The 12,411-nt window shown below is 69.3% G+C and carries 15 protein-coding genes; 6 read left to right on the top strand and 9 right to left on the bottom strand.

Annotated features, from left to right (window positions below; translation table 11 throughout):
• Positions 1-249: 249 nt before the first annotated feature.
• From ACLBWX_RS01470 to motA, 7 genes are all read right to left on the bottom strand, one after another.
• Positions 250-702, bottom strand: coding sequence for a hypothetical protein (locus tag ACLBWX_RS01470; RefSeq protein WP_447675319.1), 453 nt, complete (start codon positions 700-702; stop codon positions 250-252).
• On the bottom strand, positions 702-1,763 hold the full coding sequence (gene flhB / locus ACLBWX_RS01465; protein WP_447675318.1) for a flagellar biosynthesis protein FlhB: 1,062 nt from the start codon (positions 1,761-1,763) through the stop codon (positions 702-704). The genes ACLBWX_RS01470 and flhB overlap by 1 nt, the downstream gene beginning before the upstream one ends.
• Positions 1,764-1,790: 27 nt before the next feature.
• Positions 1,791-2,858, bottom strand: coding sequence for a flagellar motor switch protein FliG (locus ACLBWX_RS01460; protein WP_447675317.1), 1,068 nt, complete (start codon positions 2,856-2,858; stop codon positions 1,791-1,793).
• A complete protein-coding gene (fliN, locus tag ACLBWX_RS01455; protein ID WP_447675316.1) occupies positions 2,839-3,255 on the bottom strand; it encodes a flagellar motor switch protein FliN in 417 nt (138 codons plus the stop codon). Before fliN ends, ACLBWX_RS01460 begins: the two co-directional genes overlap by 20 nt.
• Before the next feature lie 107 nt (positions 3,256-3,362).
• Positions 3,363-3,683, bottom strand: a complete 321-nt coding sequence (locus ACLBWX_RS01450) for a hypothetical protein (RefSeq protein WP_447675315.1) — start codon at positions 3,681-3,683, stop codon at positions 3,363-3,365.
• Positions 3,667-4,602 carry a flagellar motor switch protein FliM gene (locus ACLBWX_RS01445; protein ID WP_447675314.1) on the bottom strand — a complete coding sequence of 312 codons (936 nt, stop codon included), beginning with the start codon at positions 4,600-4,602 and terminating at the stop codon, positions 3,667-3,669. The genes ACLBWX_RS01450 and ACLBWX_RS01445 overlap by 17 nt, the downstream gene beginning before the upstream one ends.
• 2 nt (positions 4,603-4,604) lie before the next feature.
• The gene (motA, locus tag ACLBWX_RS01440; protein ID WP_447675313.1) at positions 4,605-5,477 is read right to left on the bottom strand and encodes a flagellar motor stator protein MotA; all 873 of its coding nucleotides are present in this window, start codon (positions 5,475-5,477) and stop codon (positions 4,605-4,607) included.
• A gap of 153 nt (positions 5,478-5,630) precedes the next feature.
• On the opposite strand from motA, the gene ACLBWX_RS01435 reads away from it, so the two are divergent.
• Positions 5,631-5,834 carry a DUF3606 domain-containing protein gene (locus tag ACLBWX_RS01435; protein ID WP_447675312.1) on the top strand — a complete coding sequence of 68 codons (204 nt, stop codon included), beginning with the start codon at positions 5,631-5,633 and terminating at the stop codon, positions 5,832-5,834.
• A gap of 10 nt (positions 5,835-5,844) precedes the next feature.
• Here the strand turns inward: ACLBWX_RS01435 and dut are convergent, their stop codons facing one another.
• Positions 5,845-6,333 carry a dUTP diphosphatase gene (gene dut, locus ACLBWX_RS01430; protein WP_447675311.1) on the bottom strand — a complete coding sequence of 163 codons (489 nt, stop codon included), beginning with the start codon at positions 6,331-6,333 and terminating at the stop codon, positions 5,845-5,847.
• On the bottom strand, positions 6,330-7,217 hold the full coding sequence (locus ACLBWX_RS01425) for an HpcH/HpaI aldolase/citrate lyase family protein (protein ID WP_447675310.1): 888 nt from the start codon (positions 7,215-7,217) through the stop codon (positions 6,330-6,332). The genes dut and ACLBWX_RS01425 overlap by 4 nt, the downstream gene beginning before the upstream one ends.
• A gap of 346 nt (positions 7,218-7,563) precedes the next feature.
• Between ACLBWX_RS01425 and pstS the strand changes: the two genes are divergently transcribed.
• The 5 genes from pstS (at position 7,564) to phoU (ending at position 12,405) form a co-directional block, all read left to right on the top strand.
• Positions 7,564-8,601 carry a phosphate ABC transporter substrate-binding protein PstS gene (gene pstS, locus ACLBWX_RS01420; RefSeq protein ID WP_447675309.1) on the top strand — a complete coding sequence of 346 codons (1,038 nt, stop codon included), beginning with the start codon at positions 7,564-7,566 and terminating at the stop codon, positions 8,599-8,601.
• Between the two features lie 195 nt (positions 8,602-8,796).
• Positions 8,797-9,771, top strand: a complete 975-nt coding sequence (pstC, locus tag ACLBWX_RS01415) for a phosphate ABC transporter permease subunit PstC (RefSeq protein ID WP_447675308.1) — start codon at positions 8,797-8,799, stop codon at positions 9,769-9,771.
• 43 nt (positions 9,772-9,814) lie between these two features.
• Complete coding sequence (gene pstA, locus ACLBWX_RS01410; protein WP_447675307.1) at positions 9,815-10,708, top strand: phosphate ABC transporter permease PstA; 894 nt, start codon at positions 9,815-9,817, stop codon at positions 10,706-10,708.
• A 51-nt stretch (positions 10,709-10,759) separates the two neighbouring features.
• Positions 10,760-11,578 carry a phosphate ABC transporter ATP-binding protein PstB gene (gene pstB / locus ACLBWX_RS01405; RefSeq protein ID WP_447675306.1) on the top strand — a complete coding sequence of 273 codons (819 nt, stop codon included), beginning with the start codon at positions 10,760-10,762 and terminating at the stop codon, positions 11,576-11,578.
• Positions 11,579-11,679: 101 nt separating this feature from the next.
• A complete protein-coding gene (phoU, locus tag ACLBWX_RS01400; protein WP_447675305.1) occupies positions 11,680-12,405 on the top strand; it encodes a phosphate signaling complex protein PhoU in 726 nt (241 codons plus the stop codon).
• Positions 12,406-12,411 lie beyond the last annotated feature (6 nt).

Here is a 12,411-nt window from a genome sequence, read left to right as displayed (position 1 = left end):
GCAACGGTCGGGGTCTGTACTGGGTAAGGCCCGGGTGATGGGACAAGCATAAGTCGTGTCGCCGAAGCGACTTCGCCAGCCATCCTATAAACCGGACCGATCGAGTCGACTTTATCATTCAGCAATGTCGGGCATCGCCGATGGCGTCAATGACGTTGGTGACACACGCGGACGTGATCGCGCCGTCCGCAGCCGGAAAACCGTCACGGTTCGGGCCGGCCCCGGCGCGGACGGGCCGCGCGCCGCCGCTCAGGCGGCGGCGCGGGTCAGGCGTGCCTCGGCGAGGGCGGTCTCGAAGCCGTGCAGGCAGAAATCCGGGCCCTTGTCGGCCAGGATGCGCTGGATCGCGACGCCGACATAGACGCCGTCGAGGATGAGCTTGAAGAACACCGTCACGGGCTCCGACACGAACTCCATGTCGAGCACCACGGTGAGCGAGCGGCCCCAGTCGAACCGCACGTCGGCCCCGTCCGCATACGCGATGGTCGCTTCCTTGAAGAAGGGCTCGGCGGAGGAGGCGACGAGGTCGGCGATGTTGCCGTGGCGGGCGGCCTGAACCCAGCCGATCAGGATGCCCCCGTCGAGAAGGCAGAGTTCGGCGATGAAATCCCGGATCGCGTTGGCGAACACGCGCTCGGCATCGGCGAGCACGTCCGGGACGTCCACGGACAGCGCTCCGGTCGGGAAGGACGCCTCGGTCATCAGCGGGCCTTCGAGAACAGGAAGAACAGGATCTGAGCCACTGCGCTGTAGAACTCCGCGGGAATCATCTGGTCCACCTCGACACTGTCGTACAGGGACCTTGCGAGAGGCTTGTCTTCCACGACCGAAATGCCGTTGGCCTCGGCGATTTCTCGAATACGCAGCGCCACGAGGTCCTTGCCTTTGGCCAGAACGAGGGGAGCGGGCTGCTCGTCTCGCGCATACCGGAGAGCGATAGCGTAGTGGGTCGGGTTTGCTATGACTACGGTCGCCTGCTTCACGTTCGCGAGCATGCGTTTTCGCGAGCGGTCCTGCGCCAGGGAGCGCAGGCGGCTCTTCACGAGGGGATCGCCCTCGGTCTGCTTGTGCTCGTCCTTGAGTTCCTGCTTCGACATCCGCAGGGAGCGCTGCCAGCGCAGGCGCGACCAGACCAGGTCGGCCGCCACGATGACGATCGTGGCGATGCAGACGACCGAGACGAGCCGGATCGAGACGGAGAGGATGAGATCCGGGATCTGACTCGGGTCGGCGAACATGGCACTCACGGCTTTGCCGCCTTCCGAGCGCAGGAGCAGCAGGGCGACGAGACTGATGCTTAAAAATTTAAGGACCGATTTCAGAAACTCGACCTGACCCGCCTTTCCGAAGATTCGTCCCCAGCCCGCCGCCGGCGAGACGCGCGACCATTGCGGGCGGATGCGCTCGCCCACGAAGCTCGGCACGTTCTGGACGAGGGCGGAGACGAGGCCGCAGAGGCCGATGATCAGCACGATCGGGATCAGAAAGCGCGCGGTCGCGATCGCGGTTCCTTCGAGGATCCGGGCGACGTCCTGATTGTTCTCCAGGGCGAAGTCGCGGGGATGATCGAGGAAGGGCGCGAGCGCCTGCAAAAGCGGCGTGACCGCGTCGCGCACCACGAAGCTGAGGGCGATGAGCAGGCCGAGGATCGAGGCGAAGACCGGCGCCTCGCGGGAGAACGGGACGTCGCCCTTCTCGGCCGCCTGGCGGATCTTCCGCTCGGTGGCGGCTTCGGTCTTGCTCTCCTGATCTTCGTCGGACATGGCGCGCGCCGGGCCGGGCCGCCGTCCCTAGCGGACGAGGGCTTCGGCCTCGTCCCCGGCGTTGATCTCCAATTCGCCGCGCCCGGCCATCTCGAGGGCGAGATCGGTGATGCTGCGGCGCGCCTCGGTCACGTCCTTCTGGGCCGCCGGCTCGCCGCCGTTGAGCTCGTGCTCGACCATCCGGCGCACGCGGGCGGACAGCGCGCTGAGGATGATGCCGCGGAACTCGGCGTCGGTGCCCTTGAGGGCCAGGATCAGCCGGTCGTTCGGCACGGCGTCGAACAGGGTCGTACGGGCACGGGGCTGGAGCTTGACGATGTCGTCGAAGGTGAAGAGCAGCCCCTTCAGGATCTCCACCGATTTCGGGCGCGATTCCGACAGGCTGGTCAGCACCTCGTCGATCTGGGTGCGCTCCATCTTGTTGATGATGTCGGCCATCTTCGCGTGGGTGTCGGCGCCCGAATTGCGGGCGCCGCTGGCGAGGAGGTCCTCGTGGAGAGCCTGCTCGACGGTGGCGATCACCGCGTCGCAGACCGGCTTGAAGCTGAGCATCCGCCGCATCACGGTGTTGCGGGTCGGCTGGGGCAGGTGGGCCATGACCTTGGCGGCCGCCGCCGGCTTGAGGCGCGACAGCACGAGGGCGGCCGTCTGCGGGTGCTCCTTGACGAGGTAGCTCGCGATCACGCCCTCGGAGACCGTGGTCAGGCGCTCCCAGACCGAGCGCGTGGTATCGCCCCGGACGTCGGCCAGGATGTCGGCGACCTGGTCGGCGGGCAGCAGGCCGGTGAGCAGCTTCTCCACTTCCGCGGCCGTGCCGACGAGGCGGCCGTCGGCGGCGAATTCGTGCGAGAACATCTCGACGATGTCGTCGAGCTGAAGGGCGCTGACGGTGCCGAGTTGCGTCGCCGAGCGCGTGATGCGCTTGATCTCCTCGGAGTCGAAGTACTTCAGCAGGCGGCCGGCGGCCGGCTTGCCCATGGCGAGCAGCAGGGCCGCGACCTCGTCCACCGGGTTGAGGTGCCGGTGGACGCCCGGCGTCCGGTGGGGGATCGGCACGCTCGCCACGGGTTCGCCCTCAGCCGTTCTGGCCAGCATCGGCCGGACCCACGATCTCGGTGAGGGAGACGCCGAAGCGGGAATTGTCCTCCTCGACCACGACGATCTCGCCCCGGGCCACGACCCGGCCGTTGACCGTGACGTCGACGGGCTCGCCGACCCGGTGGTCGAGGGGCACGATGGCGCCGCGTCCGAGCTTCATCAGGTTGGCCACCGGCATCGTCGCCGAGCCGAGCACCACCTGGATCAGCACCGGGATGCGCAGGATCGAATCGAGGTTGCGGCCGTCGCCGATCCGCGCCTCCGCGCCCTCCTGCCCCGCGACGGAGCCGGTCGGCGAGGCGGTCGGCGAGACGGTCGGCGAGACGGTCGGAAAGACCGGGGCGGTGGTGCCGGCGGAGGCGAGGTCCGCATCGTCGAAGGGGCTGTTGCTCATCGTCCGCTCGTCAGGGGCTGCAATCGAACGTCAGGGGAGGAGTCGGCCGGCAGCGGAGGGAAAAGGATCGGGGAAAGTCGGGCGGGGCGCAAGCGGATCGGCGCGCCTCAGCCGTGTTGGATGCCCTGCGCGGCCACTTGCGGCCCGCGTGTGGCCGAAGCATCGCGCCGGGCGGCCTCCAGCTCCGCGAGGAGGTGGCGCGCCTCGCCGAGGCGCTGGTCCAGCGCCTCCAGGATCTCGCGGCCCTCGGTGCTGAAGCTGCGCACCGCATCGCCGGCCTGGGCCAGGGCGTGGCCGGACTGCGTCAGGATGCGGCCGTACTCGGCCTGGGTCCGGTCGAGGCGCTTCAGCTTGAGGTACATCGGCACCACGCAGGCGCTCGTGGCCACCAGGGCCACGAGGAGGATGGTGTCAACCCACGGTGTCATTGGACGCGTCTTCCCTGTCCTGTGCGATGGCCTCGTCGACCCGCAGCACGTACGAGCCCTGCGCCTGGCCCATGTGGCACCAGAACAGCGGCCGGTCGTTGCCCTCGAGCTTCACCCGCGTCGACGGCGTCGCGTCGAGGCCGATGACCTGGCCGACCTTGAGCTCGGCGATCTCGCCCAGCGTCAGCAGGCGCTCCTCGAGCACCGCCCGCAGGGTGACCTCCGCCTTCTGCACCTCGGCGGCGATCTGCTGCGTCCATTTCGGGTCGCGGGCGGCGGTGTCGCCCGTGAGCACCTTCGAGAGCGCCGGGCGCATCGGATTGACCACCGACTGGGGCAGGATGAGGAACATCTCGCCGCCGCGGTTCAGCGCCTGGATGGCGAACTTGGCCTCCACCGCCTTGTTGTTGCGTCCGCCGATCACCGCGAATTCCATCCGGGTCTCGGTCCGCTCCAGGCGGAACGGCGTCGCCGAGACCAGGGAGAACGAGGATTCGAGCGCCTTGCCGACCTGTTCGAGGATGGTCTGGGCGAGGCGGATCTCGAGGCCCGAGAAGGCGCGCTCGTCCTCGACCGGCGGCTCCGCCCCGTCGGCCCCGAACAGGGCCTCCACCATGGTGAAGAGGAAGTCCCGGTCGAGGCCGACCAGGATGTGGCTGTCCCATTCGGGGGCGTGGAAGATGCCCGCCACCGCGTTGTTCTCGTAGGCGTCGAGCATCTCGCCGAAGCGGCCGCTCCCGAAGCCGCCGAAGGAGAAGTAGACCGGCGAGGCGACCAGCGGCTTGAGGTTGTCCGAGCAGGCCGAGGTGAGCCGGTCGAACACCACGTTCAGCATCGGCATGCGGTCGAGGGACAGGCCCCCGGCCTCGATCAGGCGGGCGCGGATGTCGGCGGCGTTCCCGGCGGAGGCTCCGTCCATGATCAGGCGGCCTCTCGCTGCGCGCCGCCGTTGACGGTGGCGTTCTCGACCTCGTCGATGGTCGGCCGGTCGCCGAGGGAGATGCCCTTGCGGCCGTGCTCGACGGCGATCTGCGGCACGGCTCCGCTCATGTAGGCGATCAGGCTCTGCTTCACGATGATGTAGACGTGGTTCTGCTTCTCGCGGATGGTCTTGATCTTGATCGCGAAGGGAGCGAGCACGCCGTAGGACATGAACACGCCGAAGAATGTCCCCACGAGTGCGGCGCCGATGAGGCCGCCGAGGATCTGCGGCGACTGGTCCAGGGCGCCCATCGCCTTCACGATGCCGAGCACCGCCGCCACGATGCCCAGCGCCGGCATCGCCTCGGCCACCGTGGTCACGGCGCCGTAGGGCTTGAGGCGGTCCTTGCGGTAGCCGCTGATCTCCTCGTCCATCAGCGCCTCGATCTCGTGGGCGCGGGCATTGCCGATGAGGATCAGCCGGGCGTAGTCGCAGATGAACAGCACCAGGTCGGCGTTCTTGGCGACGTCCGGATAGGCCTTGAAGATCTCGGAATTGGCCGGGTCGTCGAGATGCGGCTCGACCTCGTTGCGGGGCTTGGTCTTCAGCTCGCGGATCAGGGCGTGCAGCAGGCCGAGCAGCGCGAGGTAGTCCTTGCGCTTGGGCACCTTGCCGGTGAGGGCGTCCATGCTCGCCTTGCCCGTATCGACCACCGTCTTCATCGGGTTGGCCATGACGAAGGTGCCGGCGCCCATCCCGCCGATGATGACGAACTCCCAGGGCTGCCAGAGCACGACGAGGTGGCCGCCCATGGCGACGAAGCCGCCGAGCATGCAGCCGATTGCGATGACGAGGCCGATCAGAACGCCCAAGGCTCAACGCCTCCGATGGGGGTGAGGAATCCGATGCAGCGGACCTACGCAGGATGGCTTGCGCGGGGCTGGATGGCCGGTCCGGACGCGAAACGCACCGCTGGGCGGCCCCGCGCGTTAGGCAGAGAGCCGACACCGCAACGCGAGACCGCCATGAGCAGCACCCCGTCCGACAACGACCACGAGCCGGCCACCGTCAACGTCTCGGAGCCCTGGACCCTGGCCTACTGGGCCCGCCGCTTCGAGGTGCCGCTCGAGGAGGTCGAGGCGGCGGTCGCGGCGGTCGGCCACGAGCCCGCGAAGGTCGCGGCACAGCTCGGCCGGCCCTGGCCCTTCGCGGGCAGCGGGATCGTGTGAGCGCCGCGCCTCAGCGGCGCCCGGTGGAGCCGAAGCCGCCCGAGCCGCGTGCACCGGCCTCCGTCGGCGGAGCCGCGTCGGAGCCGTCGCGGATCGCGAGCGTCGGCCGGGTCACGCGGGTGAAGACGAGCTGCGCGATGCGGTCGCCGGGCGCGATGCGCAGGGCGGACCCGCCGGGGTTGCGGTTCCAGGCCGAGATCAGCAGCGGACCCGCGTAGTCGGCGTCGATCACGCCGGTGCCGTTGCCGAGGACGAGCCCCTCGCGATGGCCGAGCCCGGAGCGCGGGAAGACGAGGCCGCACCAGGCCGGATCGCGGATCGCCAGGCTGAAGCCGGCCGGGATCAGGGCCGGCGGCCCCTGGGCCGGCAGGTCCAGCGCCTCGTCGAGGCAGGCATGGAGGTCGAGGCCCGCGGCCTGGGCCGAGCCCCAGCGGGGAAAGCCCCAGCCGGAGAGGCGGGCGTCGAGGAGGACGATCGCGACGGAGAGGTCGGGGTTCACGGCGTCCGGGCCGCGATGGCCTCGGCGAGCGCCACGGTGCGGGCGGCTTCCGCCGCATGCAGGCGCTCCACCATCTTTCCATCCAGCCCGATGACGCCGCGGCTGCGGTTCTCCGGCTCGGCGAAGGCGGCGAGGATGCGCCGCGCCCACGCGACCTCGTCCGCGCTCGGGCCGAAGGCGGCGTTGGCCGGGGCGATCTGGTCGGGATGGATCAGCATCTTGCCGTCGAAGCCGCAGTCGCGCCCCTGCGCGCACTCGGCCGCGAAGCCCGTCGCATCGCGAAAATCGTTGTAGATTCCGTCGACGGCGTCGATCTCGTAGGCGCGGGCCGCCGCGATCACGCTCATCAGCCAGGGCATCAGGGCCGGCCGGCCCGGGACGCCGAGGCGCAGCCGGCTGGCCTTGGCGAGGTCGTTCGGCCCGACCATGAGGCAGGCGAGGCGGGTGTCGACGTCCCGGGCCGAGCTCGCGATCTCGGCGAGGTGCAGGATCGCCATCGGGCTCTCGATCATCGCCCAGGTCCGGGTCCGGTCCGGCGCGCCGAGGCGGCGCAGGCGCGAGCCCACCGCCACCAGGGCGTCGGCGCCCGTCACCTTCGGCACCACGATGGCGTCGGGTCCGGCCGGCGCGATGGCGGCCAGATCCGCCTCGCCGTAGAGCGTGTCGAGGGCGTTGATCCGGACCACGACCTCGCGCGGGCCGAAGCCGCCCTCGGACACCGCCCGGGCGACGGCCTCCCGGGTCGCCGCACGGGTCTCGGGCGCGACCCCGTCCTCGAGGTCGATCATCACCACGTCGGCGGGCAGCGTGCGGCCCTTCTCCAGCAGGCGCGGGTTCGACCCCGGCATCGCCAGGACGCTGCGGCGCGGGCGGATCTCGGTCATGGCGCATCCCCTGGCTGAGCGAGTCGGGCGCCGCGCGACCGCACCCGGCCGCGGGGCCGGCCCGGTCCCGGGCGGACGCGACTCACCCTTAGGACCCGGCGATAGCCTCCCGCGGATTCCGATTCAAGGCGCGGGCTTTCCCCGCGCCGGGGCGCCGGTCCCCGTCCGGCCATCCCCGGCAAACTGCCCGGATCGCGCCCGTGCGGCCCGCCCCGGAGGCGGATGTCATCGAACTGTCGCGCAATCGTCATACCGCCTTGGTCCAACCCGCCGTATGGCGCGGTGCACAACGGCGCGGGGGCTGCGGCTTCCCGGGCCGATGCACGCTCCTCCAGGAGACCAGCACATGAAATTCACGACCCTCGCCGCCCTCGTGGGCCTCGGCCTCGCCACCCTCGCGCCGGCGCAAGCCGCCGACATCACCGGAGCAGGCGCGACCTTCCCGTTCCCGGTCTACTCGAAGTGGGCCGAAGCCTACCGCAAGGACAGCGGCATGGGCCTGAACTACCAGTCGATCGGCTCGGGCGGCGGCATCAAGCAGATCCAGGCCAAGACCGTCGATTTCGGCGCCACCGACGCGCCGCTGAAGGGACCGGCCCTCGAGAAGGACGGCCTCGTCCAGTTCCCGACCGTCATGGGCGGCGTCGTCACCGTGGTGAACATCCCGGGCATCGAGCCGGGCAAGCTCAAGCTCACGGGCGAGATCATCGCCGAGATCTACGCCGGCAGGATCGCCAAGTGGTCCGACGCCAAGATCGCCAAGCTCAACGAGGGCCTGAAGCTCCCCGACGCCAACATCACCCCGGTCTACCGCTCGGACGCCTCCGGCACGACCAACATCTTCACCACCTACCTCTCCCAGGTCTCCGAGCCCTGGAAGAAGGAGTTCGGCGCGGCCACCACGGTCAGCTGGCCGGTGGGCCAGGGCGGCAAGGGCAACGAGGGCGTCACCGCCACCGTCAAGCAGGTCCCCAACGCCATCGGCTACGTCGAGTCCGCCTACGCCAAGCAGAACAAGCTCAGCCACACCCTGATCCAGAACAAGGCCGGCAAGTTCCCGCAGCCCGACGACAAGGCCTTCCAGGCCGCCGCCGCCAGCGCCGACTGGAAGTCCGCCCCCGGATTCGGCATCTCGCTGACCGACCAGGCCGGTGACAACGCCTGGCCGATCACCGCCGCCACCTTCATCCTCGTCCACAAGGACCCGGTCGACGCGGCCAAGACCGCCGACGTGCTGAAGTTCTTCGACTGGGCCTACAAGAACGGCGACAAGCTCGCCACCGACCTCGACTACGTGCCGCTGCCCGACGCCGTCGTCGGCCAGATCCACGACGCGTGGAAGGAGATCAAGGGCAAGGACGGCAAGCCGGTCCTCAACATGTGAGCCCGTCCCTCGCGGGCCTCCGGCCCGCGAGACCCCGGGGGCGAGCCACCGCGCCCCCGTTTCGCGACGGACGGGACCGGCGCCACGGCGCCGGTCTCCCCCTCGCCACCCCCTTTGGCAACGATCCGGTGATCCCCCCTCGCGCCGGCGAACGGCGCAGGGTAGGACGCCGCCCGGTGAAGAGAAGACATTCGGATGGCCGCCTTGACTGACCAGATCGCCCTGACGCGCGACCGCGCCTCGGCCCGGAAGAAGCCCGGCGGCCTCGGCGACAGCCTGTTCCGCGCGGCCTCCTACGGCTCGGCGCTCCTGGTGCTGTTCGTGCTCGCCGGCATCCTCGGCTCCATCGCCTACGGCGCCTGGCCGGCCTTCAACGAGTTCGGCTTCGGCTTCGTCACCTCCAGCGCCTGGAACATCGGGCAGGAGCAGTACGGGGCCTTCGTGGCCATCGTCGGCACCCTGGCCTCCGCCTTCCTCGCCCTGCTCATCGGCGTGCCGCTCTCGCTCGGCATCGCCGTCTACCTGACGCAGCTCTGCCCCGGCTGGGCGCGCAAGCCGGTCGCGATGACCATCGAGCTCCTCGCCTCGGTGCCGAGCATCATCTACGGCATGTGGGGCCTGTTCGTGTTCGCGCCGCTCTTCGCCCGCTTCGTGCAGGTGCCGGTCTCGAACGTGGTCGAGGGCATGCCGATCGTCGGCACCCTGTTCTACGCCCGCGTCCCCTCGGGCGTCGGCATCCTCACCGCCGGCATCATCCTGGCGATCATGATCGTGCCCTTCGTGGCCTCGATCACCCGCGACATGCTCGACCAGATCCCGACCGTGCTGCGCGAGAGCGCCTACGGCATCGGCTGCACCACCTGGGAGGTGGTGCGCCACGTCCTCGTGCCCCAGGCCTCGGTCTCGATCATCGGCGCGATCATGCTCGGCCTCGGCCGGGCGCTCGGCGAGACCATGGCGGTGACCTTCGTCATCGGCAACGCCAACCGGCTCTCGGGCTCGGTCTTCGACCCGGGCTCCACCATCGCGTCGCGCATCGCCAACGAGTTCAACGAGGCCGACGGCCTGCAGCTGAACTCCCTGATGGCGCTCGGCTGCATCCTGTTCGTCATCACCTTCTTCGTCCTGATCATCGCCCGCATCCTCACCCGCCGCGCCAAGGTCGCCTGAGGCCGCATCGCCCCGGCCCGCCCCGAGACGTCAGGAACCCATCATGGACGCCGCCAACCCCCTCGCCACCACCGCCGCGCCGGCCCGGATCAGCCGGGTCCGCCCCGGCCGCCGGATCGCCGACAAGACCCTGATCCTGGCGAGCACCCTCGCCACCCTGATCGGCATCGTCGTCCTCGGCTCGATCCTGTTCATGCTGGTGGTCGAGGGCATCAAGGGCTTCTCGCCGACCCTCTTCACCAAGCCGACGCCGGGCCCCGGCTCCGAGGGCGGCGGCATCGCCAACGCGGTCCTGGGCAGCCTGGTGCTGACCTTCCTCGGCATCCTGGTGGCGACCCCGGTCGGCGTGATGGCCGGCACCTTCCTGGCCGAATACGGCCGCAACTCGAAGCTCGCCGACGTCATCCGGTTCCTCAACGACATCCTGCTCTCGGCACCCTCGATCCTGATCGGCCTGTTCGTCTACACGCTGATGGTGCGCCCGATGGGCTCCTATTCCGGCTGGGCCGGCGCGGTGGCTCTGGCCATCATCGCCACCCCGGTCATCGTGCGCACCACCGAGGACATGCTGCGCCTCGTGCCCTCCACCCTGCGCGAGGCCGGCGCGGCCCTGGGGGCGCCGCCCTCCATCGTGATCAAGAGCATCACCTGGCGCGGGGCCAGCGCCGGCATCGTCACCGGCATCATCCTGGCGCTCGCCCGCATCGCCGGCGAGACCGCGCCGCTGCTCTTCACCGCGCTCAACAACAACAGCTGGTTCCGCTCCGACCTGATGGGCGGCATCCCGAACCTTCCGGTGATGATCTACCAGTTCGCGCTCTCGCCCTACCCGAACTGGCAGCAGCTCGCCTGGGCCGGCGCCCTCCTCATCACCGTCACGATCCTCGCCCTCTCGATCGTGGCCCGCTTCGTCATCAAGTCCGAGCGCTCGCGCTGATCTCCGGCGCGCCGCACCTCCCCGCATTCCGACCGACAGGATCTTGAACCGATGAACGCCGCTCCCGGGATCACGTCCGCGCAGCTCACCGGACGCCACAAGGCCGACGAGTCCTCACCGATCCGCATCGCCGTGAAGGACCTGAACTTCTACTATGGCAGCTTCCATGGCCTGAAGTCGGTCAACCTCAACTTCCACGACCGCCAGGTCACGGCGCTGATCGGCCCCTCGGGCTGCGGGAAGTCGACCCTGCTGCGCACCTTCAACCGGATCTACAGCCTGTATCCGGAGCAGCGCGCGGAGGGCGAGATCCTCCTCGACGGCCAGAACGTCCTCGACTCCAAGGTCGACCTCAACGAGCTGCGCTCGCGCATCGGCATGGTGTTCCAGAAGCCGACCCCGTTCCCGATGTCGATCTACGACAACGTCGCCTTCGGCCTGCGCCTCTACGAGAAGCTGCCCAAGGCCGACCTCGACGTGCGCGTCGAGGAATCCCTGCGCAAGGCCGCCCTCTGGGACGAGGTGAAGGACAAGCTCAAGCAGTCCGGCATGGGCCTCTCGGGCGGCCAGCAGCAGCGCCTCTGCATCGCCCGCACGGTGGCCCAGCGTCCCGAGGTGATCCTGTTCGACGAGCCGACCTCGGCCCTCGACCCGATCTCCACCGGCCGCATCGAGGAGCTGATCGAGCAGCTGCGCTCGGAATTCACCATCGTCATCGTCACGCACAACATGCAGCAGGCGGCGCGCATCTCGCAGTTCACCGCGTTCATGTACCTCGGTGAACTGGTGGAATTCGGCCCGACGACGCGCATCTTCATGAATCCGGAGAAGCGCCAGACGCAGGATTACATCACCGGCCGCTTCGGCTGATCCTCGGCAGGCCGGAACCGACCCGTGCGGGCCGGTCGCGGCCCGCGCCAGACACCATCAGGGCGGGCACCGTGCAGGCGGCCCGATCGAGGAGCACACCCATGCCCGACCACATCGTCAAATCCTACGACACGGACCTCGAAGATCTGCGCCGCTCGATCTCCGAGATGGGCGGCATCGCCGAGAAGATGATGACCGAGGCCGGCGAGGCCCTGGTGCGCCGGGATTCGCCCCTGGCCCAGGCGGTGATCTCCGCCGATACCCGCCTCGACACCCTCCAGCGCGAGATCGAGGAGCGGGCGATCCTGCTCATCGCCCGGCGCCAGCCCCTGGCGATCGACCTGCGCGAGACCGTGACGGCGATCCGCGTGTCGAACGATCTCGAGCGCATCGGGGATCTGGCCAAGAACGTCGCCAAGCGCGTGGTCGCGATCGCCGACCAGATCCAGCCGCAGAAGATCGTCATCGGCGTCCAGCACATGAGCGACCTGGTGCAGGAGCAGCTCAAGGACGTCCTCGACGCCTATGCCAGCCGGGACATCAAGGCGGCGCTGGACGTGTGGGAGCGCGACGACGCCATCGACGCGCTCTACAACTCGCTGTTCCGCGAACTCCTGACCTACATGATGGAGGATCCGCGCAACATCTCGTTCTGCACGCACCTCCTGTTCGTGGCCAAGAACATCGAGCGCATCGGCGACCACACCACCAACATCGCCGAGACGATCCACTACCTCGTCACCGGCGAGAACCTGCTGGCCGAGCGGGAGCGCCCGAAGAACGACGCCTCCAACTACGCCACCGTGGACGTGCCCGGCGCGGCCTGAATCCGT

The sequence above is a fragment of the Methylobacterium sp. M6A4_1b genome (genome assembly GCF_053345175.1).
This window is presented reverse-complemented; position numbering and strand designations above follow the sequence as displayed.